The organism is Microbacterium wangyouchuni, from assembly GCF_054072595.1.
This window is the reverse complement of record NZ_JBSVRM010000009.1, coordinates 115,275-141,518: the sequence shown is the minus strand read 5'-3', so window position 1 is coordinate 141,518 and position 26,244 is coordinate 115,275. Positions and strand designations below refer to the sequence as shown.

Sequence of the window (26,244 nt, the reverse complement as noted above, 5' to 3'; positions counted from 1 at the left end):
GAGACAGAAACCGTCACCAATGTTCTGAGACAAGAACCGTCACCGAAGACCTGAGACATCACACATGAAACAGGTGCTGGCACCACGTTTTTCATGCGGCAAGACGTTTCTCGCGGCGGCGCGCGGCTACGCCAGAGGCACCGGCACAATGCCGAACGGCGCGAGGCCTGCGGCCCCACCATCCACCGCGGTCAGCACCCAGATGCCACCTTCGTGGCGGGCGACACTGTGTTCCCAGTGCGAGCCGTCCGAATCGTCAATGGTCGAAACGGTCCACTCGTCGTCCTCGACCAGGGTCTCTTCCGACCCCGCGGTCACCATCGGCTCAATCGCCAGGACGAGCCCCGGCTTGACGGCCGCGCCCGCATCCGGCGTGCGGTAGTTGAAGACGCTCGGCGCCTCGTGCATCTTGCGACCGATGCCGTGGCCGACATACTCGCGGAGGATGCCGTAGGGCTGACCCGATAGCGGCGACGGGCCCTGCGCCTCGATGTAGTCCTGGATCGCGGCTCCGATGTCGCCGATATGAGAAGCGGATGCCATCGCGGCGATCCCCGCCCACATCGACCCCTCGGTCACCCGCGACAGCTCAGCGCGCACAGACAGCAGCGGCTCAGCGCCACCGGGAACGATGAACGTCCGCGCACTGTCGCCGTTCCACCCCTGGAACTGCGCACCGGAATCAACCGAGACGATGTCGCCGGGCTCCAGCACGCGCGATCCGGGAATCCCATGCACGACCTGCTCGTTCACCGAGATGCAGGTGGTGTGGTGGTAGCCGCGCACGAGCTTGAAGTTCGACTCCGCGCCGCGGGCCACAATCGCCTCCGACGCCGCAGCATCAACTGCGGCAGTCGTCGCTCCCGCAACGACGGCAGCCTCGGCAGCATCCAGCGAAGCCGCCGTGATGAGTCCGGGTTCGACCATCGCCCGCAGTTGGGCTGGAGTCTTGTAGATCGATTTGCGGAACACGTCAGACCGAGGCGTTGAGCCCGCGCGCACCGAGCGCTGCGACGATGCGACCGAAGATCTCGTCGAGCGAGCCGACGCCATCGATGCGATCGACAATGCCACGCTCGCCGTAGACCTCGAGGATCGGGGCAGTCTCGTTCTCGTAGATGTCGAGGCGGTGCGCGATGGCTTCCTCGGTGTCATCCGAACGGCCCTGCTCCGATGCCCGCAGCTTCAGACGTGACATGCTCTCCTCGCGCGGAACGTCGAGCAGGATGACAGCATCCAAAGCCTCGCCGCGACCGGCCAGGAACTCATCCAGGTGACCCACCTGGACGGCGTTGCGCGGGTACCCGTCGAGCAGGAAACCCGAAACCGCGTCGTCCTGAGCCAGGCGATCGCGAACGATCTCACTGGTCAGCTCGTCCGGCACCAGGTCGCCGCGGTCGAGGATCTCGGTGACCTTCGCGCCGAGTTCGGTTCCGCCCTTGATGTTCGCGCGGAAGATGTCACCGGTGGAGACCACCGGAACATCGAACGCTGCTGCGACACGCACGCCCTGCGTGCCTTTGCCGGAGCCCTGCGGGCCGACGATGAGGAGTCGTGCGGATGCTGTCAACGGAGGAGCCCTTCGTAGTGACGCTGCTGAAGCTGCGCGTCGATCTGCTTGACCGTCTCAAGACCGACACCCACGATGATGAGGATCGAGGCGCCACCGAACGGGAAGTTCTGGTTGGCACCGACGGTGGACAGAGCAATCAACGGGATAAGTGCGACCAGGCCCAGGTACAACGAGCCGGGGAACGTGATGCGGGTGAGCACGAAGTCGAGGTACTCGGCCGTCGGGCGTCCGGCACGGATGCCGGGGATGAACCCGCCGTACTTCTTCATGTTGTCGGCGACCTCAACAGGGTTGAAGGTGATCGCGACGTAGAAGTAGGTGAAGCCGATGATCAACAGGAAGTAGATCGCCATGTACAGCGGCTGGTCGCCCGTGGTGAGGTTCTGGGAGACCCAGACGACCCAGGCGGCCGGCTCAGTGCCGTCCTGCGGAGTGTTGAACTGCGCGATGAGCATCGGGATGTACAGCAGCGACGAAGCGAAGATGATCGGGATAACACCGGCCATGTTCACCTTGATCGGGATGTACGTGTTCGTGCCGCCGTAGGTGCGGCGTCCGACCATGCGTTTGGCGTACTGGACCGGGATTCGTCGCTGCGATTGCTCGACGAAGACCACGAGCCCCGTGACCACGATTCCGACCGCCAGCACCAGGAGGAAGACCTCGAAGCCGTTCGACTCGAAGATCGCCCACATCGCCGACGGGAAGGTCGCAGCGATCGAGGTGAAGATCAACAGCGACATGCCGTTGCCGATGCCACGCTCGGTGACGAGCTCGGCGAACCACATGATGAGTCCGGTACCGGCAGTCATCGCCATGATGATGAGCAGCTGTGCCCACCACACATCGTTGGTCAGAAGCTGCTGACAGGCCGCGATGTCGGTCTGGCCGAACAGCTGCCCACTGCGTGCCACGGTGACCAGCGTCGTCGACTGCAGCAGCGACAGAGCGATGGTGAGGTACCGCGTGTACTGGGTGAGCTTGGCCTGACCGGCCTGGCCCTCCTTGTGCAGCGCCTCGAAGTGCGGGATGACCACGCGCAGCAGCTGCGTGATGATCGTCGCGGTGATGTAGGGCATGACGCCCAGCGCGAAGATCGAGAGCTGCAGCAATGCACCGCCCGAGAAGAGGTTGACCAGACTCAGCAGCCCCTCCGTGCCAGCGTTCAGACGCAGGCACTCCTCAACGTTCGGAAAGTGCACGAACGGAGCCGGGACATGGGAGCCAAGTCGGTATACGGCGATGATCGCCAGGGTAAAACCGATCTTCTGACGCAGGTCAGGCGTGCGGAAGATCCGCGCGATAGCGCTAAACAAGGGCGTTCCTCCTGAAAAGGGATGCCGCCCCGCAACGGACGGCTGAAAGACCAGCGTAACGCAGAGAGGGGCCGGAGAAACTCCGACCCCTCTCTGACATGGTTACTTGACGGTTCCGCCCGCAGCCACGATCTTCTGCTCGGCAGAACCCGAGACCTTGTCGACCGAGACGGTGAGCTTCACGGCGATGTCGCCGTTGCCGAGAACCTTGACCTTCTCGTTCTTGCGAACGGCACCCTTGGCGACCAGGTCGCTGGTGGTGACCTCGCCACCCTTCGGGTACAGCTCCGCGAGCTTTTCCAGGTTCACAACCTGGTACTCGACGCGGAACGGGTTCTTGAACCCGCGCAGCTTCGGGGTGCGCATGTGCAGAGGCATCTGCCCACCCTCGAAACCGATACGGACGGTGTTGCGGGCCTTGGTGCCCTTGGTTCCGCGACCGGCGGTCTTACCCTTGGACGCCTCACCGCGACCGACACGGGTCTTTGCGGTGTTGGCGCCGGGGACGGGACGCAGGTGGTGAACCTTGAGGACTGCGGGACGGGATGCCGGAGCATCCGCCTTCGGAGCCGTCTTGGCGGCGGCCGGCTTCTTGGCCGGTGCCTTCTTCGCGGCAGCAGCCTTGGGAGCGGCAGCCTTCTTCGGGGCCTTCTCGGCCTCGACGGCGTCGTTCTTCTCAGCCATTAGTCGATCTCCTCAACCTGGACGAGGTGTGCGACGGTCTTGACGTAACCGCGCACCTGCGCGTCGTCGGGGCGAACGGTGGTGTCACCGATTCGCTTCAGACCGAGGCTGCGCAGCGTGTCACGCTGGTTCTGCTTCTCGCTCACCTTGGACTTGATCTGGGTCACCTTCAGACGGGCGGCCATCAGGCACCTACCTTTGCAGCAGCCGCAGCAGCGGCCTTGGCCTCGTTACGGAGGATGATGTCCGGAACGACGGCGTCGTAGTCGAGGCCACGACGAGCCGCGACAGCGCGGGGCTCTTCGAGGCTCTTCAGAGCCGCAACGGTCGCGTGCACGATGTTGATCGTGTTCGACGAGCCGAGCGACTTCGAGAGGACATCGTGGATGCCGGCGCACTCGAGTACGGCGCGGACCGGACCACCGGCGATAACACCGGTACCGGCAGCAGCCGGACGCAGCAGCACAACGCCGGCTGCGGCCTCACCCTGAACCGGGTGCGGGATGGTGTTGCCGACGCGGGGCACGCGGAAGAAGTTCCGCTTTGCCTCTTCGACTCCCTTGGAGATGGCCAGAGGAACTTCGCGGGCCTTGCCGTAGCCGACGCCGACCAGTCCGTTGCCGTCACCGACGACCACGAGGGCGGTGAAGCTGAAGCGACGTCCACCCTTCACGACCTTCGAGACGCGGTTGATGGTGACAACGCGCTCCAGGAACTGGTTGTCGCCACGGTCGCGGGAGTTGCGGTCGCGGCCACCCTGGCCTCGGTCACGGCCGCCGCGGCGGCCTTCGCGCTGCTCGCGGGCGGGCTCAGCTGCGGTGGTCGAGGCAGCAGCCTCGGTACCGGCAGCAGCCGTCTCGGGAGCGGCAGCAGCCGTTTCGGTCACTTCTTTCTCCTTGTTGTCACTCACAGTGCCAGCCCTCCTTCGCGGGCGCCGTCCGCGATGGCCGCAACGCGACCTGCGTAACGGTTGCCACCACGGTCGAAGACGACCTCGGAGTAGCCGGCGGCCTTCGCGCGCTCGGCGAGCAGTTCGCCGACCTTGCGGGCCTTAGCGGTCTTGTCACCCTCGAACGAGCGCAGCTCGGTCTCGAGTGTGGATGCCGATGCAACGGTGTGGCCCTTGCTGTCATCGACCAACTGGACGAAGACGTGGCGAGCCGAACGGTTGACGACCAGGCGCGGACGCGCTTCGGTGCCGACGATCTTCTTGCGAAGACGGGAGTGGCGACGCGCGCGGGCGTCAGACTTTGTCTTGACAGCCATGTTTACTTACCAGCCTTTCCGGCCTTGCGACGCACGACCTCGCCCGCGTAGCGGACACCCTTACCCTTGTACGGCTCAGGCTTGCGGATCTTGCGGATGTTCGCAGCTGCCTCGCCGACAGCCTGCTTGTCGATGCCACTGACGGTGAGCTTGTTGGTGCCCTCCACAGTCAGGGTGATGCCCGCGGGCGGGTCGATCAGAACCGGGTGCGAGAAGCCGAGAGCAAACTCAATCGAGCTGCCCTTCTGCTGCACGCGGTAACCGGTGCCGACAACCTCGAGGCCCTTGGTGTAACCCTGGGTGACGCCGAGGATGTTGTTGTTGATGAGCGTGCGGGTCAGGCCGTGAAGCGACCGCGACTCGCGCTCGTCGTCGGGGCGAGCAACAACCACCTGGTTGTCCTCAACCGCGACCTCGATGGGGCTGGCCACCTGGAGGGTGAGTTCACCCTTGGGGCCCTTCACCGCAACCACGCTGCCGTCAACCGAAACGGTGACGCCTGCGGGGATTTCGATGGGAAGTCGTCCAATACGCGACATTTCGAATTACCACACGTAGGCGAGAACTTCTCCGCCCACGCCCTTCTGCTCAGCCTGACGGTCGGTAAGAAGACCGGAGGAAGTGGACAGGATGGCAACGCCGAGGCCACCGAGGACCTTGGGGAGCTCCGTGGACTTGGCGTAAACGCGCAGTCCAGGCTTCGATACGCGCTTGATGCCCGCGATCGAACGCTCCCGCTTGGGGCCGTACTTCAGCGTGAGGGTGAGGTTCTGGCCGACGCGTGCGTCAGTGATCTCGAAGCCCGAGATGTAGCCCTCCTGCTGGAGGATCTGAGCGATGTGCGTCTTCAGCTTGCTCGACGGCAGTGACACGGAGTCGTGGTGTGCCGAGTTCGCGTTGCGCAGACGGGTCAGCATATCTGCGACCGGGTCTGTCATTGTCATGAGTTTTTTCCTTTGTTCACGAGGTTTCGGCTGCCGTTACGCGACAGACGACCTGCTATGAGATGCAATCTTCAATTGTAAGCGCACACAGGACCCCCGCCTGACAGACGGGGGTCCGAAGTGTTACGCCTTTGCGTCCTCCGACTGGAACGGGAAGCCGAGGTGACGCAGAAGTGCGCGGCCCTCGTCGTCCGTCTTCGCCGTGGTGACAACAGTGATGTCGAAACCGCGAACGCGGTCGATCTTGTCCTGATCGATCTCGTGGAACACGCTCTGCTCCTGGAGACCGAACGTGTAGTTGCCGTTGCCGTCGAACTGCTTGGGCGAAAGCCCACGGAAGTCGCGGATACGGGGCAGAGCCAGCGAAACCAGACGGTCGATGAACTCCCACGCACGGTCGCCACGGAGGGTGACGTGTGCGCCGATGGCCTGGCCTTCACGCAGCTTGAACTGCGCGATGGACTTGCGGGCCTTCGTGACGATCGGCTTCTGGCCGGTGATCTTGGTGAGGTCTGCGACCGCACCATCGATCACCTTGCTGTCGCGAGCTGCCTCACCGACACCGGTGTTGACGACAACCTTGACCAGACCAGGAATCTGCATCACGTTCTTGTAGCCGAACTCTTCCTGCATCTTCTGCAGGATTTCAGCCTTGTACTTCTGCTTCAGGCGCGGCTGGATTTTGCCAACCGGCGCGGCAGTCTCGGTGCTCATCAGAGGTCCTTACCTGACGTCTTCGCGTACCGCACACGGACGGTGCGCTTGACGCCGTCCTTGGTCTGCTCCTCGACCCGGTGACCGACGCGAGTCGGCTTCTTGGTCTCGGGGTCGACGAGTGCGACATTCGAGATGTGGATGGGCGCTTCGAGAGTCTCGATGCCGCCCGTCTTGGTGCCACGCTGCGTCTGGCCGACGCGGGTGTGCTTGGTGATGTAGTTCACACCTTCGACGATGACGCGGTTGCGCTCAGCAAGGATCTCGAGGACCTTGCCCTGCTTGCCACGGTCGCCGCCCTTGGCCTGCGTACGGCCCGTGATGACCTGAACGAGGTCACCCTTCTTGATTTTCGCCATGATTAAATAACCTCCGGCGCCAGCGAGACGATCTTCATGAACTTCTTGTCACGAAGCTCGCGACCGACCGGTCCGAAGATACGGGTGCCGCGAGGCTCGCCGTCCGTCTTCAGGAGAACGGCGGCATTCTCGTCGAACTTGATGTAGGAGCCGTCTGGACGACGAACTTCCTTCTTGGTGCGGACGATGACCGCTTTCACGACATCGCCCTTCTTGACGTTGCCGCCCGGGATCGCGTCCTTGACCGTGGCGACGATGGTGTCACCCAGACCTGCGTAACGACGGCCTGTGCCACCGAGAACGCGGATCGTGAGCAGCTCCTTCGCGCCGGTGTTGTCGGCGACCTTGAGGCGGGATTCCTGCTGAATCACTATTACTCCTTGAAGTAAGCCGGAGGCTTACTTGGCCTTTTCGACGATTTCGACCAGACGCCAGCGCTTCGTGGCGCTGAGCGGGCGGGTCTCGCTGATGACAACGAGGTCGCCGATGCCCGCCGAGTTTGTCTCGTCGTGCACCTTGCGCTTCTCCGTGCGGCGGATGACCTTGCCGTACAGGGCGTGCTTCACGCGGTCTTCGACCTCGACGACGATGGTCTTGTCCATCTTGTCGCTGACGACGTAGCCACGCTGCGTCTTGCGGTATCCGCGAGCGTTCTCGTCACGCACATCGTGCGAGACGGGAGCTTCCGCTTCCTTCTTGGTAGCCATTACTCGGCCTTCCCTTCAGCGTCAGCCGAAGCATCCTCGGTCTTCTTCGCCTTCGACTTGGACGCCTTCTTGGCCGGGGCCTCGACGGGTGCGGGCGTGGCACGAATGCCCAGCTCGCGCTCGCGGATCACGGTGTACAGGCGCGCGATGTCGCGCTTCACGGCGCGAATGCGGCCGTGGCTTTCCAGCTGGCCGGTGGCCGACTGGAAACGGAGGTTGAACAGCTCCTCCTTGGCCTTACGCAGCTCCTCAACGAGGCGCTGGTCTTCGAACGTATCGAGCTCTGCCGGGGCGAGCTCCTTGGTGCCGATCGCCATTACGCGTCGCCCTCCTCGCGCTTGATGATGCGTGCCTTAAGCGGCAGCTTGTGAATTGCTCGGGTGAGTGCCTCGCGAGCGAGTTCCTCACTGACGCCGCCGACCTCGAAGAGGACGCGGCCCGGCTTGACGTTTGAGACCCACCACTCGGGCGAACCCTTACCGGAACCCATGCGGGTTTCGGCCGGCTTCTTCGTGAGCGGACGGTCGGGGTAGATGTTGATCCACACCTTTCCACCACGCTTGATGTGACGCGTCATCGCGATACGAGCTGCCTCGATCTGACGGTTGGTCACGTACGCGGGGGTCAGTGCCTGGATGCCGAAATCACCGAAGGAGACCTTCGTGCCACCAGTAGCGTGACCCGAGCGACCCGGGTGGTGCTGCTTGCGGAACTTGACCTTACGGGGGATGAGCATTATGCCGACGCTCCTTCTGCGACAGGTGCCTCGTTGCGCGGGGCACGGCGACGGTCGCCGCCACGGTCGTCACGACCGCGCGACTTCGGCGCGTTGGCCTGCTCGCGAGCAAGCTCCTTAGCGGTGAGGTCACCCTTGTAGATCCAGACCTTCACGCCGATACGGCCGAAGGTGGTCTTTGCCTCGTAGAAGCCGTAGTCGATGTTCGCGCGCAGGGTGTGCAGCGGCACACGACCTTCGCGGTAGAACTCCGAACGGCTCATCTCGGCGCCGCCGAGGCGGCCGGAGACCTGGATGCGGATGCCCTTGGCTCCAGCGCGCTGCGCGCCCTGGAGGCCCTTGCGCATCGCACGGCGGAACGCCACACGAGCAGAAAGCTGCTCGGCGATGCCCTGTGCGACGAGCTGAGCGTCAGCCTCGGGGTTCTTGACCTCGAGGATGTTCAGCTGGATCTGCTTGCCGGTGAGCTTCTCGAGGTCGCCGCGGATGCGCTCGGCCTCGGCGCCACGACGACCGATCACGATGCCCGGACGGGCGGTGTGAATGTCGACGCGGACGCGGTCACGGGTGCGCTCGATCTCGATGTTCGAGACACCGGCGCGGTCCAGCTGAGTCTTCAGCAGGTTACGGATCTTGATGTCCTCGGCCACGTAGTCGGCGTAACGCTGGCCCGGCTTCGTCGAGTCCGAGAACCAACGCGACACGTGGTCCGTGGTGATTCCGAGGCGGAAGCCGTACGGGTTTACCTTCTGTCCCATTACTTGCTCGCCTTCTTCTTGCTGTCGTCTTCGGCCGCAACAGCGACCTCAGGCGTCGAGAGCACGACCGTGATGTGGCTCGTGCGCTTCTTGATCTGGAAAGCGCGACCCTGAGCACGGGGGCGGAAACGCTTGAGCGTTGCACCCTCGTCAACGTATGCGTTAGCTACGTACAGGTCCTGCTCGTCGAGGTACTCGCCGTCACGATCCGCCTTCACCTGAGCGTTGGCCATGGCCGACGCGACAAGCTTGTAGATCGGCTCACTGGCACCCTGTGCTGCGAACTTCAAGATCGCAAGGGCCTCCTGGGCCTGCTTGCCCTTGATGAGCGCGACGACACGACGAGCCTTCTGAGGGGTCACGCGGATGTGTCGCACGCGTGCGATGGACTCCACCATTTCTCTCTCCTCTTTCGCCACCGCCTTAGCGGCGACGGCCCTTCTTGTCGTCCTTCTCGTGGCCGCGGAAGGTGCGGGTGGGCGCGAACTCGCCCAGCTTGTGGCCGACCATGGTCTCGGAAACAAACACAGGAATGTGCTTGCGTCCGTCGTGGACCGCGATCGTGTGTCCCAGCATGGCCGGGATGATCATGGACCGGCGTGACCAGGTCTTGATGACGTTCTTGGAACCAGCTTCGTTCTGCACGACGACCTTGCGAAGCAGGTGCTCGTCGACGAAGGGGCCCTTCTTGAGACTCCGTGGCATCTTCTTCTACTCCTACTTACGCTTCTTAGACGCGGTGCGACGACGAACGATGTACTTGTCGCTTTCCTTGTTGGCGTGACGGGTACGGCCCTCTGCCTGACCCCAGGGGGAAACAGGGTGACGACCACCGGAGGTCTTACCCTCACCACCACCGTGCGGGTGATCGACAGGGTTCATGGCAACACCGCGGACGGTCGGGCGGATGCCCTTCCAGCGGTTACGGCCGGCCTTGCCCCAGTTGATGTTCGACTGCTCGGCGTTGCCGACCTCGCCGATCGTGGCGCGGCAGCGTGCGTCGACGTTGCGGATTTCGCCCGACGGCAGACGGAGCTGCGCGTAGGGGCCGTCCTTGGCGACGAGACGAACGGATGCACCGGCAGAACGAGCCATCTTGGCACCGCCACCGGGACGGAGCTCGATCGCGTGGATCACCGTACCGGTCGGGATGTTCTTGAGGGGCAGGTTGTTGCCGGGCTTGATGTCAGCGCCAGCACCCGACTCGACGACGTCGCCCTGGTTCAGCTTGTTCGGGGCGATGATGTAACGCTTCTCGCCGTCGAAGTAGTGAAGCAGCGCGATGCGTGCGGTGCGGTTGGGGTCGTACTCGATGTGAGCGACCTTGGCGTTGATGCCGTCCTTGTCATTACGACGGAAGTCGATGACACGGTACTGGCGCTTGTGGCCACCACCGATGTGACGGGTCGTGATGCGGCCCTGGTTGTTACGTCCACCGGTCTTGCTCAGCGGGCGCAGCAGTGACTTCTCCGGCGTCGATCGTGTGATCTCGGCGAAGTCAGCCACCGACGAGCCGCGGCGACCCGGGGTCGTGGGCTTGTACTTGCGAATAGCCATTATTGTCCTTATCCCCCGGATCAGCCGATTGCCGTGAAGATGTCGATGGTGCCCGACTTCAGGGTCACGATGGCGCGCTTGGTGTCCTTGCGCTTTCCCGTGCCGAAGCGGGTGCGACGGGCCTTGCCGACGCGGTTGATCGTGTTGACGCCTGCAACCTTGACGCTGAAGATCTTCTCGATGGCGAGCTTGATCTCGGTCTTCGTAGCACGCGGGTCGACGAGGAAGGTGTACTTGCCTTCGTCGATCAGCGAGTAGCTCTTCTCAGAGACGACCGGCTTCAGAATGATGTCGCGGGGGTCCTTGTTGAACGCCGACTGGAGGGCGCCTGACTGCTCGGTCATGCCGAGACCTCCTCGGTTGCGCCGGTCTTCGAGGCGATGAAGCCCTCGAGTGCGGCCTGGGTGAAGACGATGTCGTCAGAGACGATGACGTCGTACGCGTTGAGCTGGTCGAAGCTGATCACGTGGAGGTTCGGAAGGTTCCGGATGCTCTTGGTGGTCACCTCGTCGTTGCGCTCGGTGACGACGAGGACGTTCTTCGACGAAGCAACGGTCGCGAGGAACTTCGCGGCGGTCTTCGTGGAAGGTGCTCCGTCGATGCCGAACGACACGATGGCGTGCAGGCGCTCACCACGGAAGCGGTCGCTGAGCGCGCCCAGGAGGGCGGCGGCGATCATCTTCTTGGGGGTGCGCTGCGAGTAGTCACGCGGCTGCGGGCCGTGGACCGTGCCACCGCCGCGGTGCTGCGGCATGCGGATCGAGCCCTGGCGTGCGTTACCAGTGCCCTTCTGCTTGAAGGGCTTGGAACCCGAACCGGACACAGCGCCACGAGTCTTCGTGGAGTGCGTGCCCTGGCGTGCCGCGGCGAGCTGTGCGACGACGACCTGGTGGATCAGCGGAATGTTCGTCTTGACGTCGAAGAGCGCGGCGGGCAGCTCGATGGAGCCAGCCTTCTTGCCGTCGGCCTTGTAGACGTCGAGCGCGAGAGTCGAGTCAGCCATGATCAGGCACCCTTCACTGCGTTGCGGACGTAAACGATGCGGCCGCGAGCACCGGGGACGGCGCCCTTGACGAGCATGAGTCCCTTCTCGATGTCGATGGCGTGCACCTTGAGGTTCAGGACGGTTACGCGCTCGCCACCCATACGGCCGGCCATGCGCATGCCCTTGAAAACGCGGCTCGGAGTCGACGATGCGCCGATGGAGCCGGGCTTGCGGTGGTTACGGTGTGCACCGTGCGATGCCGGGGCGCCCTTGAAGTTGTGACGCTTCATGACACCGGCGAAGCCCTTGCCCTTGCTGGTGCCGACAACGTCGACCAGCTGGCCTGCTTCGAACAGACCATCAACCGTGAGTTCCTGACCAAGCGAGTAGTCAGAAGCATCCGCCGTGCGGATCTCGGTGACGTGGCGACGCGGCGTAACGCCGGCAGCCTCGAAGTGAGCCGAGAGGGGCTTGTTCACCTTGCGGGGGTCGATCTGACCGGCCGCGATCTGAACGGCGTTGTAGCCGTCCTTCTCGGGGGTACGGATCTGAGTGACCACGTTGGGTGCCAGCTCGATGACGGTGACGGGGACGAACTTGCCGTCCGCGTCCCACACCTGGGTCATGCCGAGCTTGGTGCCCAGCAGTCCCTTGGAAATCTTTGCGTTGATGTCAACCATGCCGAGCCTCAGAGCTTGATCTCGATGTTGACGTCAGCCGGAAGGTCGAGACGCATCAGCGAGTCGACTGCCTTCGGCGTCGGGTCGACGATGTCGATCAGACGCTTGTGCGTGCGCATCTCGAAGTGCTCACGGCTGTCCTTGTACTTGTGCGGCGACCGGATAACGCACACGACGTTCTTCTCGGTCGGCAGCGGCACGGGGCCGACGACAGTCGCGCCCGCGCGGGTCACGGTGTCGACGATTTTGCGCGCCGACGTGTCGATGACCTCATGGTCATACGACTTCAGGCGAATGCGGATCTTCTGTCCCGCCATTGTCTGCTCATCTCTCTATAAGCGTCTTACCGACCTGACTCGGGTGAATCAGGGGCATTGGACGCACCATGGCGCTGTTCGCGCCGGGCACCACTGTTCTTCTGTCATTCCGCAGGCCTTTCGACCCACGGCAGAGCCTCCGTAAGGAGGTGGCTGCTGTTCTGCCATCTGCGGCCTAGGACCCTGCATCCGTCTCCGGGGAGATGACGCCGCCTATGCACTGCCATGATGGTGATCCGGTGAACACGCATAGTGCACCACCGGAATGTGGAACCTGTCTATTCTGCCATGCCGGATTTCACTTACGCAAACCCGGGCGTGTCGCGCTCCCCCGCCGCGTCATTCCGCACCACCCACGCCCTCACTTTCCGCCCACGCCCCGCGCTATTTGCGCATCTATCCCAGGGCCTCGGCGACGCCCCCGGGCCTCGACGCAGAACACCACCCCAGGCACCTCCAAAAAAATCGGTAGGGCGAGGCATCCCCATGCCTCGCCCTACTTTGGGGAGCGTGCTCAGCGCGAGGGGGCGCGCCGAACACGAGGACCCGGGCGTGAAGGGACGCCCGGGGCCTCGTCGAAGGCGCGACGGATGAACCGCCGCGCGGGCGGGACGAAGCACGGGCGCCGGATAGGCGCACAGTGCACGATGATCCCCAAATCGATTTCCCCAGTATTCAGCACGACCCCAGTCGTGCAGTGCAGTTCGTCAGACCCCTCCGACGAACCCGGCCGCAAGATCCCCAGGCGGCTGAGTTCAGCCTAGACGCAAGACGGTGTGGATGCGAGCATTTCGCATCCACCCCGTCTCACTATTGCGTTACGCCTCGATGCGGCGGCGACGCCAGTGCAGCAGCAGGAACACGATGCCTGCGCCGAACAGCAGCGCCACGACGAGCCACAGCGTTCCGGCCATACCCAGACCGGTAGCCGGCAGCTGCTTCACGAACTCGTTCGTGATCTCGACGTCGACAGCGCCTGCGGCCGTGACATCAGCCGCTGTTCCGGCGGTGACGACTCCGGCGACAGCGATGGTCGTCTTGACTGCTCCTCCGGCATCCGTCTCGACGATGCGGCAGTCCGCACCCTCGGGCAGGTCGCCGAACACGGCGGTGTAGCCGCCTTCGACGCGCAGCTCGCGCACCGTGCCACCGGGGATCTCGATCTGTGAACCGTCCACGGTGCACTGCAGCTCGACGAGGAACACACCGTGTGCCCCCTCGGCATCCAGGTCACCGGTCACGGTCTTGGTCACCGTGATGGCGGCGACGTCGAAGGTGTTGGTGGCGGTGACGGCGGCGCCGGAGTCGGCACCGATCACGACGGTGCCGTCGCTCGGATCGAGCACGGTGCTGGTGGCACCCCCGGCTTCGGTCTCCTCGACGATGCACGAGGTGTTCGTCGGGTACGGGCCGAACGAACGGCTGTCCCCACCGGCGAGCGAGAACGATGCATCCAGCAGCGTGTCCCCCTCGTAGGTGCATACGGCGGTGAAGTCGAAGGAGCCCTGCCCGTACAGGTTGGCGCCTTCCCCGTCGATGATCTTCGAGACGGTGAGCACACCGGCGTCGTAACCGTTGGTGAATTCGATCGCGGATGCTTCGACACCCACAGCAACTACGGCACTGCCGTCGCCGTTGTCGGTGACGTTGTCGCCGGTCACGACGATGCTCGAGGCGTTGCTGCCCACCTCGGTGACGAGGCAGTCGGCGCGGGCCGGGATCGTGTTCTCTGGAGCGGTGAAGGTGCCGTCGGACTCGAGGGTGAACTCGAGGGAGGTCCCGGATGCCCCGAACGTCACCGGGATGCCGGTTGCGCTCGTGCAGCTGAGGGTGAAGTCGAACGGTCCGAACTCGCTCTCAGCATCGGTCGAGACGCGCTTGGTGATCGACAGACCGGAGAACGCGTAGTCGTTGACGACCTCGGCGGTCTGCTCGGCGGGCATCTCCTCGTCCGCGTCGACCACGGCACTGGCTGCGAGGACGGTCGTCGAGGCGGGGCGACTGGTTTCGCCGAAGTCTCCGACGGCGCCCTGCTCGGTGACATCACACACGGCACCGGTGGGGATGCCACCGATGCGCTGCGTGTAGTCGTTCGCGGTGTTGAGCACGGCGACGCTGTTCGCGCCGAGCGGTACACCCACTCCGCCGACCGTGCAGACCACGTCGACGAGGAACTCCCCTGCCGCGTAGTCGGTCGCTTCCCCGGTGATGGTCTTGCCGACCTCGATCGAGGTCAGTGCGAAGGTGTTCGTCGCGGTCACCGTCGACGAAGCGGATGCCCCGGCGACGAGTTCGACGATTCCATCGGTCGGTTCAAGCACGGTCGTGGTGGCGCCTGCGGCCTCGGTCTCCTCGACGGCGCACTCGGTGCCGGCGGGATAGGTGCCGAAGGTGCGCTGCGCGTTGGCGTCGAGAACGAAGATCTCATCCAACAGCGTCTGGCCACGGTAGGTGCAGACCGCGCTGAACTCGAAGGGGCCTGCGCCCCAGAGCTCGGCACCGGCACCGTCGACCACCTTCGCGACGGTGAGCACACCGGCATCGAAGCTGTTCGTGTACTCGATGGATGCTTCGGTCGTTCCGACCTCGACGCGAGCGGTGCCGTCACCGAGGTCGGTGACGTTGTCGCCGACGATGACGATGTCATCTGCTGCTGCACTGTCGACCTCAGAGATGAGGCAGGTCGCGTAGGCGGGGATGGTGCCCTCGGGAGCGTTGAACTCCGCGTCGGCTTCCAGCGTGAAGGCCAGCTCGGTCACGTCACCGTCGAACGTCACCGGGATGCCGGTGCGGCTCGTGCAGGTGAGGGTGAAGTCGAACGGACCGAACGTCACATCAGCATCCGTCGCGACGCGCTTGATGACCGACAGGCCGGCGAAGGTGTAGTCGTTCGTCAGCGTCGCCGTCTGCTCGGCGGGAACGCCTTCATCGATTGCCACCACGGCGGCCGCGTCGATGATCGACGGCGATCCGGTGCGCCCGGTCTCGCCGTACTCGCCGATGGCGCCCTGTTCGGTCACGTCACAGGACGCGCCGTGCGGGATGCCGTCGATGCGCTGGGTGAACCCGTTCGCCGAGTTGAGTTCGACGACCGCGTTCTCGCCGAGGGCGACAGCGATGCCGCGCACCGAGCAGACTACGTCGACGAGGAACTCGTCGGCGGCGTAGGCTGCCGCGGCTCCCGTGATCGCCTTCGTGACCTCGATGGAGGTGAGGTCGAAGACGTTGGTCGCTGTGACCGAGGCCGCGGCATCCGGTTCGTCGCTGATCACGACGATGCCGTCTGCCGGGTCGATCGCCGTGCTGGTCGCGCCGCCGGTGGCCGTCTCTGCGACGACACAGTTCGTGCCGGTCGGGTAGACGCCGAAGGTGCGGTTCGCGTTCGCGTCGAGGCTGAATGCGACGTCGAGCAGCGTCTGCCCGCGGTAGGTGCACACGGCGGTGAAGTCGAAGGGTCCGGCGCTGTAGAGCGCTGCGCCTTCGCCATCGACGACCTTGTTCACCGTGAGCGTGCCGGAGTCGAAGCCGTTGGTGAATTCGACCTCAGCCGGTGTGACGCCGACGAGCACCGAAGCGCTGCCGTCGCCGTTGTCGGTGACGTTGTCGCCAACGACGACGATGCCATCAGCATCCGCACTGTCAACCTCGGTGATCACGCACGTCGCGCGTGCTGGGATGAAGTTCTCCGCAGCGGTGAAGGTCTCGCCGTCTTCGAGCGTGAACTCGATAACTGTCGCGCCGCCCTCGAACGTCACCGGAATACCGGTTGCGCTCGTGCAGGTGAGGGTGAAGTCGAACGGACCGAACTCGCCCTCGCTCGCGTCGGTGTCGACGGTCTTGGTGACCGACAGGCCCGAGTACGAGTACTCGTTCTCGATGACCGTGATCTGGTCTTCAGGAATGGCACCCTCAGAGTTCTCCAGAGCGACCACGAGGGTCACCGGGGAACCGTAACGGGCGGTCTCACCGAATTCGCCGACGACGCCCTGCTCGGTGACATCGCAGGATGCTCCGAACGGGATGCCGTCGATGCGCTGCGTGTACGCGTTCGCGGAGTTCAGCTCGACCACGGCGTGCTCGCCCAGATCGAGCGTCACACCCTGGATCGTGCAGACCACGTCGAAGAGGAACTCCTCCGGGGCGTAGCCAGCCGCGTCTCCGGTGATCTCCTTCGAGACCTCGATTGATCCGAAGATGAGGTGCACGCCGACGCGGGCCGGAGCGCTCTTCACATAGCTCGAGCTGTCCCGGAAGAGGAACTTTGCGCCGAACTGGTTCCAGGCGAAGGAGTCGGTTCCCGGCACTGCGGCCGAGGCGCCGCTCGGGTTCGCGTCGGAGGCGACGACGTTCGTGGAGCTGTAGGTGACGTCGACGAACTCGCCCGGGTTCAGGTAGCCGGAGGCCGTCGTGCCGAAGTCCAGGTAGATGCGCACACCTGAGACGTTGGCCCAATCGGCGTCGGCGATGGCGCCGGCCGAGACCCAGCCCTCACCGTTCTGCGCGCAGGGCTCCTGGTTCTCGAGGTCGCCGTAGGTGCCCACGCAGACGCCCGGTGAGAACGTCACCTGTACGTCGGTGGTGGTGCCTTCCGGCGCCACGAGGTTCAGCGTGTCGAGCATCTGCGGGCGGTAGACCGAGCCGCGCGAGGCACCCGAGAGCAGGTAGCCGTCGCCGGCGACCGGAAGCTGATCGAACAGCACCAGTTCCTGCAGCGGAATCGTGCCGCCGTTCTGCGCGCGCAGCACCCAGTCGTCGGTTCCGCCGATCTGGCTGTTGGCCGCGCACGGCGTGCGGTAGTACGCACCGCCGGTTGCGACGAGGTTCTGCTGGCAGATGGCGTCGGGGTTGTTCGGGTTGATAGCCCCGTCGCGCTCGCCGCGCACGCCCTTGACGACGTACAGGTTCGGGGCGTTCGCCGGCTGCACGTACTCGGTCGTGCCGCAGGTGGTTTCGTCGTTTGCCCAGGCGTCGGTGAGAGCGCTGGGGTTTCTGACGTTGGTGCACTGCGTGAGGGTTTCGACGGTCGAGACGGTCATCTCGTTCGTGGCACGCTCGCCGGTGAGTAGTCCTGGCTGCAGTTCGAGCATGATGCGCACGGTGAAGCTCTCACCGGGCAGCATCTGCGCGCCTTCGGCCCACGTGAATACGAGGTTCTCGTATTCGGTGCCACCGTCGGCGACAGTCTCGATGTCCATGCTCTCCGGTGCCGAGAGCAGTCCGTCGGGGTCGGGCGTGTAGACCGGGTCCTCGCCGAGGTACACGAGGTGCGTCGGCAGCTTGTCGCGCAGCTCGGTGATGGAGAGGTAGCCGGTTCCGGTGTTCGTGAAGATCAGATCCCACGACAGCGGCGCGCCGGGGGTCGCGACACGCGAGGTGCCGTCGTTGACCTGCTTGTGCACGTCGATCTGGAAGGATCCTGGGCCCATCTCGACGAGCGCTGCGCTCGCCTTCGCCTGGGATGCTTCACCGTTGAGTCGATCGGCGACGACGATGACTTCGTTGTTCACGGTGTGCTGGTCGGTGAGGTCGATCTCATCGCCGCTGTCGCGGAACGTGTCGCGCAGCTGCACGGTGAATGCAGTGGTCGTGCTCCACGCCGGTGCGGGGAACGCGGTGGAGAAGAACGCGCCATCGGCACGGGAGAACTCCAGGTGGATGCCCTGGATGTCGCCGTACTGCGCGACATCGACGGGAACCGCGGCTTCCGCGATCGGGGTGGGCGCGGACTCTGCCCACGCCATCTCGCCGTCTGCTCCGAACGGCCCGTAGACGGCGACGACCACCTGGTCGGAGCCGCCGGGTGCTGCGATCGCGCCGAGCCCGGTGAAGTCGAAGCTGTTCCAGAACTCGGGTGAGCTCTCGAGGTCGTCGGTCAGCCGCACTTCCTTAGCCGGAAGGGTGCTCACCGGGTTGATGCCCTGGTTCGCACCGATCGTCACGGTGACGGGGTCATGGCGCGTGGGCTCGGTGATCGCCTCGGGAGCGATGGTCTTCGTGGGGCCGACGTTGATGTCGCCACCGGTGAGGACGACGGAGACGTCGTCGTTGGCTCCGGTGCCGGTCCCGTCAGCAAGAATCGGGTCATACGACTGCGCGAAGACGCGGTTGCTCACGTCGACCTTCTCGTTCGCGGGGACGACCTGCGGTACGCCGGTGCTGCGCAGCGTGGTGCGCAGCTGGGTGCCGAGCACGACATTCAGCCCGTTGGCTGAGGTGATCGTGCCGCCCGTGTTTTCCGGGTCCGTTCCCTGGAACGTGACGCTGATGCCGACGACGGATGCCAGATCCTCTGCCGACGCGGCGTTGACAACCGAAGCGGTGGTCGGCGTCGAGGTGTATTCGCCGTTCTCGTAGCGAAGCAGCCACACGGTGGAAGCCGCCAGATCGACCTGTGCCGGAATGCCGGCAGAGATCGTGACGTTCTTGAGGTCGAACCGCTCGAACGGGTTGCCCTGACCGGAGGCGGTCAGCCACTCGACGTCAGCGGTGAATGGGTCTCCCACAGCGCCGGCCACAGTTGCTGCAGTCTGGCAGTCGGTGACCGGGTCGCCGTCAACGCAGGTCGCGGGATCGGTCACCCGAACGTACGAGGCCTTCGAGACGGAGTTGTTGTGCGCCTTCAGCGTGAATGTCGTGGTCGGGTAGCTCGCGGCATCCGTGCCTTCCATCGGCACGTACAGCGGGCCGGCATCGCTGACGGTCTTGTTGACGCGGACGCCCGGGCCCGGGTTCGTGATGAGGATGGTGTCGTTGTCGGTGTCACTCACGACCGCACCGCCGTCGTTGGGCGTGCCATCGATGCGGACGGTGTTGTCTACGACACCGTCATCTGCGGTGTTGTAGAGCGCGCCCTCGGTCACCCAGGTGTCGTCGGAGCGCTTCTTGTCACGAATCTGCCAGCTCAAGTTGAACTGACGCGGCGCACTGCTCGTGGCGACGCCGCTGCCGGGCGCGGGTGCGTAGGGGTCGAGGTTCGGGCCGTTTTCAGCGGCTGCTTCTCGTGCCGGAGTGTTCTCTTCCAGCAGGATGCGCACACCGGTGGCCCCGGCCTGTTGGTCTGCCGTCAGCGTGTAGCCGACGAAGGCGCCGTTCTGGATCCAACCGGCGGCAGGGACCGGCATAGCGACCCAGGCACCGTCGATGTACAGCTCGACAGCAGTGATGACGTCGTAACGCAGGTACCAGCCGTTCGTGTAGGGCTGGTTGCTCGCGTTAATGACGTTGACGCGCGTGAGGTTGAACGCGTCAAAGACGGTTTCGGCCGGGTTCTGCGGAGCGCCGAGTTCGGTCGCCGGGGCGGAGTCGGTGATCACGACTTCCTCATACCCGGTTCCCACACGCCAGCTCAGGGTCGTGCTGCGCGTCTGGCCCGACTGAGCTGCGACGGTCGGCTGATCCCAGTGCTTGTCGATGCCGAGAACACCGGTACCAGCGTGGGTGATGATGGTGGCTTCACCGGTGTCGACGGTTTCATCTTCGAGCGGCGTGCCACTTTCGGTTTCGCCCGTTCCGGTGGTCGTCGCCGAGTTCTCGTACTTCACCGGCTGATCGGTTCCCGGGGTGGTGTGCTCGGCGGGGTCGGAGCGCAGTTCGTCACGTGCTTCGGAGACCACGTACGGCGTTACCGTCGTGTCTGAGGCGAAGCCGGTCGGGTTGTCGAAGACGAAGCGGATGCCGGTGAGGTCATCGGTCGTGTCGCCAGCCGGCAGCAGCGCCTGGATCTCAGCGTTGTTCAGGGCGACCAGCTGCGGGCCTTCCTCCGCGGGGAAGACCGTGAGGTCGATCCAGGCGCCGTCAGCGTCGCGCACCTGGATGGTGAGGCCGGCTCCGCCGGGCACCTGGGTGGGGGCGATGGCGTCGAGGTTGAAGGCGTCCCAGAAGCCACCGGCTTCGGTCCACGCGTCTTCGACGACGATCTGCGTCGCGGTGATGTAGTCAGACGTGGTCTTCAGGTTCGAGGTCAGCTGTGTGACGACGGTTTCGCCGGGCTGCACTGCTGAGCCCGGGCGGACAGTCTTCGTGAGGGTGACGTCGATCGCGGGCTTGAGTAGATCCAGCGTCGCGGGGTCATCGTTGGTCGCTTCAACGCCGTTCTGCGCGACGACGGTGGTGGTCGCGGTGTTCGTGGTTGTCCGCGACTCGGCACCCTCAGCGATCGCAGCTTCTGCGGTGTCGATCGTGAAGTCGATGGCGGTGTTCGTGCCGGGGGTGATGCCGCCGTCTTCGGCCGTGAACACGATCTCGAAGCCGGAGATGAGCACGCCGGGCAGCGCGGGGATCTCGCCGTCGACGAGAGCGATCTCGATGGGGTCGCCGCCGTCGAGCGGGTGGTAGATCAGCATTCCGGCGGTCGCGGCGACCGGCCGGGTGGGGGCGGCGGTAAAGCCAGCGAAGGTGATGTTCTCGTCGAAGTAGTCGAGGTCCGCCACGCGCAGTTCGTTCACGCCGACGTCAGAGGTGTTCGTGCCGACGATGCGGGCGGCAGCTGAGTCGCCGGCTGCGATGCGCGACGGACTGATGCTCTTCACCGTTGCCGCGGCGATCTCTGCGGGGATGACTTCATATAACGCATTGGCCGTTGCCGTGGCGGGGTCGCGGCCCTCGACCGAAGCGGTTGCCGCTACGACGTTGTCGACGGTCTGCACTGCGACCGACAGGTCTGCGTCGGTGTCGCGCTGGGTTTCGCGCTGAGCCAGGTTGAGGGCAAGGGCGCCGGCGGCACCCTCTTCGATTGCTTCGCCGGTGTAAGTCACGCGGATGCCGCCGACGTCGGCGGGGTTGATGCCATCCGGAAGAGCAATCGCATCAGATGGAGGGCCAGGAACCCACTGCCATGTACCGTCGGCCTGCTTCAGGTAGAGGTCCAGCTGAACTGCCTCGGCGCCGGCCGGCAGGGTGGTGTCGCCGAAGCCGGTGAGGTCGGTGATGGTGAAGGGGTTGCTGGCGTCGAGAGCGGTGGCTCCGTCGGCCGCAGTCTGCGGTTCCTGAATGGTGAGCTTCTCGACCGGACCGTTGGATGTGTTCGTGACGCTGAGGTCAATCGTCGAGGTGGCGGCGGGGCTGAAGCTCTGCGGCGTCGGCGACCAGGCTTTGCTTGTCGCCACGTCGATGATCTCGGGCGTGATGACGACGATGGTGGCGTTGTCGCTGTCGGGCGACGAGTTGTCTGCGGCAGTGTGGGCCGTGTTGGTGATGCTCTGCTCGCCCGGCTTCAGGTCATCGGGGGTCTGGAGCGTGATGGTGACGCTGAAGGTCACGCCCTCTTCGAGGCCGGCGCCGGCCGGAGAGGTGACCGCGCCGGTGAAGTCGACGTGCAGCGCGGTGTCTGCGGTGAGGGTGTTCGGGTGCGTTGCACTCGGGGTTCCGTCGGTGGTCCACTCGATCTGGCGGGGCACGGCCGCGGCACTCGGCGCGTAGGTGACATTCTGCACCGCGTATCCGGCGAGCTCTGCCGGGAGGGCGTCGTCGAGCGTGGCGTTGAGGCAGGATGCCTCGGCGCAGTTCACCGTGATCGTGTAGGTGAAGGGCTGTCCGGGAGACACCTGCGCCGGCTGAACATTCTTCGTCACCGTGAGGTATTGCGGATCGCCTTCTGCAGCTACTGCCACTTGCGGGACGAAGACGAGGCCAGCCACTGCCAGCACCACCGTCAGAAGTCCGGCCCAGATCGAACGGATTTTTTGCGTGCGCGCGCGCATATTCAGATGTTCCTCAGATGTCCCGGCTCAACGAGACACCCCAGTGTGACCTCAATAAACACGACGCTTGCCAGATCGGCGTCGCCCCCAACTATTCCCACAATGGCATATACGCGTTGCGGTATCAAAACGCGTGGCGCGAAACGAAGAGGGCGGCGCATCCGAAGATGCGCCGCCCTCTGAAATCAGATGATTATTCGTTGCCGATCGACTTGTCGGCGCTGTCGCGGATCTCGTCGATCTTGTCGGATGCTCCGGGAGCAACCTTCTTGGCGAAGTCTGCGACTCCGTCGAGAACCTTGTCGCTGACGTCTTCCGCCTGCTCGCTCTTGACGACTTCAGCGATCTTGTCCTTGTTCTGCTCGTAAAGGTCTTTGCCCTTGTTGACCAGGTCGTCGATTCCCATGTCGGGTCCTCTCCAAGTGGTTGCAATGCCAGCAGGTTCTGCAGGCATCTTCATTCTGTCTGCCTGCGCGTCAGAGGGGAAGAGCTGTGAAGGAACGACTGATGTCACTGGCCTTTTCCTGCGTAGAAGGCTTCGGTGGCGTCTTTGGATGGCGCCCACCAGGACTCGTTGTTCCGGTACCAGTCGATCGTCGCGGCAAGGCCGGCTTCGAAGTCGGCGAACGCGGGCGTCCACCCGAGCTCGGTGCGCAGTCTGGTCGAATCGATCGCGTAGCGCAGGTCATGACCTGCCCGGTCGGTGACATGCTCGTACGCATCGGCGGGCTGACCCATGATGGTGAGGATCAGTTCGACGACGTCCTTATTGTTGCGCTCCCCGTCCGCACCGATGAGATACGTCTCCCCGTTCACACCCTTGTTCAGGATCGTGAGCACGGCAGAGGAGTGATCATCGGCGTGGATCCAGTCGCGCACGTTCTCCCCGGCCCCGTAAAGCTTGGGGCGGATGCCGCGGATCACGTTCGTGATCTGACGCGGGATGAACTTCTCCACATGCTGGTACGGACCGTAGTTGTTCGAGCAGTTCGACAGCGTCGCGCGTACCCCGAACGAGCGCACCCACGCCCGCACCAGCAGGTCGCTGCCGGCCTTGGTCGACGAGTACGGTGACGAGGGGTTGTACGGGGTGGTCTCGGTGAACCGCTCCGGGTCATCCAGCTCCAGATCGCCATATACCTCGTCCGTGGAGATGTGATGAAACCGGGTGTCATACTTCCGGGCGGCTTCCAGCAGCGTGTACGTGCCGATGATGTTCGTGTCCAAAAACGGGCGCGGATCATCCAAGGAGTTGTCGTTGTGGGACTCGGCGGCGTAGTGCACCACCGCATCCGTGGTCGCGAACAGCTCATCCACCAACGGCGCATCCGTGATGCTGCCATGCACGAACGTGACCCGATCCGCAGGCAGTCCCGCCAGCGACTCACGGTTGCCCGCATACGTCAAAGCGTCCAGCACAGTGACATGGTCATCGGTGTTCTCGATGACATGGTGAACGAAGTTCGACCCGATGAAACCGGCCCCACCGGTCACAAGCAGACGGCTCATCACAGACCTCTTTCCAGTAGTGCAAGAAGATATGCACCATAACCCGATTTGAAGAGCTTGTGCCCACGCTCACGCAGTTCATCGTCGGTCAGGAACCCCTGGCGCCAAGCAACCTCTTCGGGAACCGCGATACGCATTCCCGTGCGCCGCTCCATGGTGCGCACATAGTCCGCAGCGTCTGTCATCTGATCGAACGTCCCGGTGTCCAGCCATGCCGTTCCACGCGGCAGCACCTCCACCTGCAGCTTGCCTCTCTCGAGGTACGCACGGTTGACATCGGTGATCTCGTACTCACCCCGCGCGCTCGGCTCGAGATTGCGCGCGATTTCGATGACATCATTGTCATAGAAATACAGCCCTGGAACGGCAAAGTTGCTTTTCGGAGATGTTGGCTTCTCTTCGAGTGACACGGCTTTTCCGCCCGCATCGAACTCAACGACGCCATACGCTTCGGGTTCTGCGACCCAATACGCGAAGACAGCACCACCATCGACATTCGTGTATCGCTTGAGCTGGGTTCCGAGCCCCGGCCCGTACAGCAGGTTGTCACCCAGAACCAGCGCGACACTGTCATCGCCGATGAAGTCCGCACCGATCGTGAACGCCTGAGCCAACCCATCGGGAGACGGCTGCTGCGCGAACGTCAGATTGATGCCGAACTGCGACCCATCACCCAACAAACGCTCGAAATGCTCCGCATCATGCGGCGTCGTGATCACCAGAATGTCCCGAATGCCCGCAAGCATTAACGTCGACAACGGGTAATAGACCATCGGCTTGTCATACACCGGAATCAGCTGCTTAGAAACGCCCAACGTGATCGGATGCAACCGCGTACCCGAACCACCAGCGAGAATGATGCCCTTCATACAAAGATCCTTACAGGTTGAGCGCGCCTCGACGGTGCGAGACGCTATCGGCAGCCACCCTGGTGGCTGCGCTTCGGTCAGTGCGCAGACGCGCCCGGCGCGACGACAGCGCGCACGGTGCGGAACAGGATGATGATGTCCTGCGTGAGCGACCAGTTCTCGACGTAGTACAGGTCAAGACGGATCGTCTCCTCCCACGACAGGGAGGAACGGCCACTCACCTGCCAGAGCCCGCTCATGCCGGGCTTGACGAGCAGGCGCCGGTAGGCGATGTCGTCGTAAAGCGCTACTTCGGAGTCGCGCTGCGGGCGCGGCCCGACCAGACTCATCTCGCCGCGGAGCACGTTGACAAGCTGAGGCAGTTCGTCAACGGAGTGCTTGCGCAGGAAGCGGCCGACCTTGGTGATGCGGGGGTCGTCGTTCACTTTGAACAGCGGTGTGTCGCTGTTGCCCTGCAGGTCGAGCAGGCTGGCGAGCTGGTCGTCGGCGTTGGCCACCATCGAGCGGAACTTGCGCATCCCGAAGGGTCGACCACCGCGGCCGATGCGCTCCTGGTGGTAGAAGATCTTGCCCGGCCCGTCGATGCGGATCGCAATCGCCGTGGCTAGGAACGCCGGCGACAGTAGCAGCAGCAGCAGCGACGAGCCGACGAGGTCGAAAGTGCGCTTCAGGAAACGCTGGGCGCCTTCCATTCGAGGGAAGTCGACATGCACAAGCGGAAGGCCCGCGACAGGCGTTGAGTGCAAACGCGGACCGGCGATGTCGGTGAGGGCGGGTGCCATGATCAGCTGGATGTCGCGGTCCGACACCGCGTATCCGAGACGGCGCATGGTGTCCGGGTCGAGGTCGTCGGATCCGACGATGATCAGTGCGTCAATGTTCGCGTCATCGAGCGCCTTCTCCGCATGTGCGATGTCCCCGAGCAGATCGATGTCTGGCACGCCCTCAGAGGGAACCCCGTTGGTGATCACTCCGACGATCTTGTAGCCGCTGCCCTTAGCACGTCTGATCTGCTTGGCGACGTGCTTGACCTTTGCGTGGTCACCGATGAGCACAGCACGGTGCAGGTACTGCCCCTGCTTCTGCCGGCCGCGCAGCCACTGACGCCACATCCAACGGGAGAGAAGCAGCAGAAGCAGCCCAACAGGAAAGAGCACGGCGACGAGCAGCCGCGAGAGGTTCATCCCCAAGAAGAACGCCACGGCCACGGTGAATGCGAAAACCGCAATCGAGGCATTCACAATGCGGCGGTACTCGATGAATCCCTGGCCGACGATGTGCCGATCGCGGGTGTCTGCGGCATCGAGACCGATCAGCCAGACGACGCCGATGATCACAAGCGCCGCGACGTATGAAAGGCGAGGCCCACCCGACCATGAAACCGCCGAGTTGAGCGTCGAACTCACGACGAGCCAACTGCCGCCGAGCGTGATGATCAGCATGAGAAGGTCACTGTAGAACAGACGGCTCGCGTAGCGGCGCGGCCACACGCCGCGCCGCGGCCTGACGGCCGGCATCCCTGCCGAATTTTCCACCCGTTCAGCCCCCGCTGCGTGCGTCTGCACAGTATCT

General features: G+C 64.1%; 28 protein-coding genes. All 28 read right to left on the bottom strand.

Annotated elements, in window-relative coordinates:
• Positions 1-126 precede the first annotated feature (126 nt).
• On the bottom strand, positions 127-972 hold the full coding sequence (gene map, locus ACW5CM_RS15280; protein WP_457125516.1) for a type I methionyl aminopeptidase: 846 nt from the start codon (positions 970-972) through the stop codon (positions 127-129).
• A 1-nt stretch (position 973) separates the two neighbouring features.
• The gene (locus tag ACW5CM_RS15275) at positions 974-1,570 is read right to left on the bottom strand and encodes an adenylate kinase (RefSeq protein WP_457125515.1); all 597 of its coding nucleotides are present in this window, start codon (positions 1,568-1,570) and stop codon (positions 974-976) included.
• Positions 1,567-2,889: a preprotein translocase subunit SecY gene (gene secY / locus ACW5CM_RS15270; protein ID WP_438255800.1), complete on the bottom strand. Its 1,323-nt coding sequence runs from the start codon at positions 2,887-2,889 to the stop codon at positions 1,567-1,569. Before secY ends, ACW5CM_RS15275 begins: the two co-directional genes overlap by 4 nt.
• A gap of 102 nt (positions 2,890-2,991) precedes the next feature.
• The gene (gene rplO / locus ACW5CM_RS15265) at positions 2,992-3,573 is read right to left on the bottom strand and encodes a 50S ribosomal protein L15 (protein WP_439256349.1); all 582 of its coding nucleotides are present in this window, start codon (positions 3,571-3,573) and stop codon (positions 2,992-2,994) included.
• The gene (gene rpmD, locus ACW5CM_RS15260; RefSeq protein ID WP_438255802.1) at positions 3,573-3,758 is read right to left on the bottom strand and encodes a 50S ribosomal protein L30; all 186 of its coding nucleotides are present in this window, start codon (positions 3,756-3,758) and stop codon (positions 3,573-3,575) included. Before rpmD ends, rplO begins: the two co-directional genes overlap by 1 nt.
• Positions 3,758-4,483, bottom strand: a complete 726-nt coding sequence (gene rpsE, locus ACW5CM_RS15255) for a 30S ribosomal protein S5 (RefSeq protein ID WP_438255803.1) — start codon at positions 4,481-4,483, stop codon at positions 3,758-3,760. The genes rpmD and rpsE overlap by 1 nt, the downstream gene beginning before the upstream one ends.
• Positions 4,480-4,839, bottom strand: a complete 360-nt coding sequence (gene rplR, locus ACW5CM_RS15250; protein WP_438255804.1) for a 50S ribosomal protein L18 — start codon at positions 4,837-4,839, stop codon at positions 4,480-4,482. The genes rpsE and rplR overlap by 4 nt, the downstream gene beginning before the upstream one ends.
• 2 nt (positions 4,840-4,841) lie before the next feature.
• Positions 4,842-5,378 carry a 50S ribosomal protein L6 gene (gene rplF, locus ACW5CM_RS15245; RefSeq protein WP_438255805.1) on the bottom strand — a complete coding sequence of 179 codons (537 nt, stop codon included), beginning with the start codon at positions 5,376-5,378 and terminating at the stop codon, positions 4,842-4,844.
• Positions 5,379-5,384: 6 nt separating this feature from the next.
• Positions 5,385-5,783 carry a 30S ribosomal protein S8 gene (rpsH, locus tag ACW5CM_RS15240; protein WP_438255806.1) on the bottom strand — a complete coding sequence of 133 codons (399 nt, stop codon included), beginning with the start codon at positions 5,781-5,783 and terminating at the stop codon, positions 5,385-5,387.
• Positions 5,784-5,906: 123 nt separating this feature from the next.
• Entirely contained in the window at positions 5,907-6,497 is a 591-nt protein-coding gene (gene rplE, locus ACW5CM_RS15235) for a 50S ribosomal protein L5 (RefSeq protein ID WP_438255807.1), read from the bottom strand.
• Positions 6,497-6,856 carry a 50S ribosomal protein L24 gene (rplX, locus tag ACW5CM_RS15230; protein ID WP_438255808.1) on the bottom strand — a complete coding sequence of 120 codons (360 nt, stop codon included), beginning with the start codon at positions 6,854-6,856 and terminating at the stop codon, positions 6,497-6,499. Before rplX ends, rplE begins: the two co-directional genes overlap by 1 nt.
• A gap of 2 nt (positions 6,857-6,858) precedes the next feature.
• Positions 6,859-7,227 (bottom strand): 50S ribosomal protein L14, encoded by a 369-nt coding sequence (rplN, locus tag ACW5CM_RS15225; RefSeq protein WP_438255809.1) that lies wholly within the window; start codon positions 7,225-7,227, stop codon positions 6,859-6,861.
• A 27-nt stretch (positions 7,228-7,254) separates the two neighbouring features.
• Positions 7,255-7,563: a 30S ribosomal protein S17 gene (gene rpsQ, locus ACW5CM_RS15220; RefSeq protein ID WP_438255810.1), complete on the bottom strand. Its 309-nt coding sequence runs from the start codon at positions 7,561-7,563 to the stop codon at positions 7,255-7,257.
• On the bottom strand, positions 7,563-7,880 hold the full coding sequence (gene rpmC / locus ACW5CM_RS15215) for a 50S ribosomal protein L29 (RefSeq protein WP_147037971.1): 318 nt from the start codon (positions 7,878-7,880) through the stop codon (positions 7,563-7,565). The genes rpsQ and rpmC overlap by 1 nt, the downstream gene beginning before the upstream one ends.
• On the bottom strand, positions 7,880-8,299 hold the full coding sequence (gene rplP, locus ACW5CM_RS15210; protein WP_438255811.1) for a 50S ribosomal protein L16: 420 nt from the start codon (positions 8,297-8,299) through the stop codon (positions 7,880-7,882). The genes rpmC and rplP overlap by 1 nt, the downstream gene beginning before the upstream one ends.
• A complete protein-coding gene (gene rpsC / locus ACW5CM_RS15205) occupies positions 8,299-9,057 on the bottom strand; it encodes a 30S ribosomal protein S3 (RefSeq protein ID WP_438255812.1) in 759 nt (252 codons plus the stop codon). Before rpsC ends, rplP begins: the two co-directional genes overlap by 1 nt.
• Positions 9,057-9,455, bottom strand: a complete 399-nt coding sequence (gene rplV, locus ACW5CM_RS15200) for a 50S ribosomal protein L22 (RefSeq protein ID WP_438255813.1) — start codon at positions 9,453-9,455, stop codon at positions 9,057-9,059. Before rplV ends, rpsC begins: the two co-directional genes overlap by 1 nt.
• 25 nt (positions 9,456-9,480) lie before the next feature.
• The gene (gene rpsS, locus ACW5CM_RS15195; protein WP_248148510.1) at positions 9,481-9,762 is read right to left on the bottom strand and encodes a 30S ribosomal protein S19; all 282 of its coding nucleotides are present in this window, start codon (positions 9,760-9,762) and stop codon (positions 9,481-9,483) included.
• Between the two features lie 12 nt (positions 9,763-9,774).
• Entirely contained in the window at positions 9,775-10,614 is an 840-nt protein-coding gene (gene rplB, locus ACW5CM_RS15190; protein ID WP_438255814.1) for a 50S ribosomal protein L2, read from the bottom strand.
• Positions 10,615-10,634: 20 nt separating this feature from the next.
• Positions 10,635-10,958, bottom strand: a complete 324-nt coding sequence (rplW, locus tag ACW5CM_RS15185; protein ID WP_438255815.1) for a 50S ribosomal protein L23 — start codon at positions 10,956-10,958, stop codon at positions 10,635-10,637.
• Complete coding sequence (gene rplD / locus ACW5CM_RS15180) at positions 10,955-11,617, bottom strand: 50S ribosomal protein L4 (protein WP_457125514.1); 663 nt, start codon at positions 11,615-11,617, stop codon at positions 10,955-10,957. The genes rplW and rplD overlap by 4 nt, the downstream gene beginning before the upstream one ends.
• A gap of 2 nt (positions 11,618-11,619) precedes the next feature.
• A complete protein-coding gene (gene rplC, locus ACW5CM_RS15175; RefSeq protein ID WP_438255817.1) occupies positions 11,620-12,279 on the bottom strand; it encodes a 50S ribosomal protein L3 in 660 nt (219 codons plus the stop codon).
• A gap of 8 nt (positions 12,280-12,287) precedes the next feature.
• A complete protein-coding gene (gene rpsJ, locus ACW5CM_RS15170) occupies positions 12,288-12,596 on the bottom strand; it encodes a 30S ribosomal protein S10 (protein WP_017201594.1) in 309 nt (102 codons plus the stop codon).
• Between the two features lie 818 nt (positions 12,597-13,414).
• The gene (locus tag ACW5CM_RS15165; RefSeq protein ID WP_457125513.1) at positions 13,415-22,294 is read right to left on the bottom strand and encodes a DUF5979 domain-containing protein; all 8,880 of its coding nucleotides are present in this window, start codon (positions 22,292-22,294) and stop codon (positions 13,415-13,417) included.
• Between the two features lie 193 nt (positions 22,295-22,487).
• The gene (locus tag ACW5CM_RS15160) at positions 22,488-22,700 is read right to left on the bottom strand and encodes a hypothetical protein (RefSeq protein ID WP_438255819.1); all 213 of its coding nucleotides are present in this window, start codon (positions 22,698-22,700) and stop codon (positions 22,488-22,490) included.
• A gap of 104 nt (positions 22,701-22,804) precedes the next feature.
• Entirely contained in the window at positions 22,805-23,803 is a 999-nt protein-coding gene (gene rfbB / locus ACW5CM_RS15155; protein WP_457125512.1) for a dTDP-glucose 4,6-dehydratase, read from the bottom strand.
• Positions 23,803-24,672 carry a glucose-1-phosphate thymidylyltransferase RfbA gene (rfbA, locus tag ACW5CM_RS15150; RefSeq protein WP_457125511.1) on the bottom strand — a complete coding sequence of 290 codons (870 nt, stop codon included), beginning with the start codon at positions 24,670-24,672 and terminating at the stop codon, positions 23,803-23,805. The genes rfbB and rfbA overlap by 1 nt, the downstream gene beginning before the upstream one ends.
• Before the next feature lie 77 nt (positions 24,673-24,749).
• Positions 24,750-26,114: a sugar transferase gene (locus tag ACW5CM_RS15145; protein WP_457125510.1), complete on the bottom strand. Its 1,365-nt coding sequence runs from the start codon at positions 26,112-26,114 to the stop codon at positions 24,750-24,752.
• Positions 26,115-26,244: the final 130 nt, after the last annotated feature.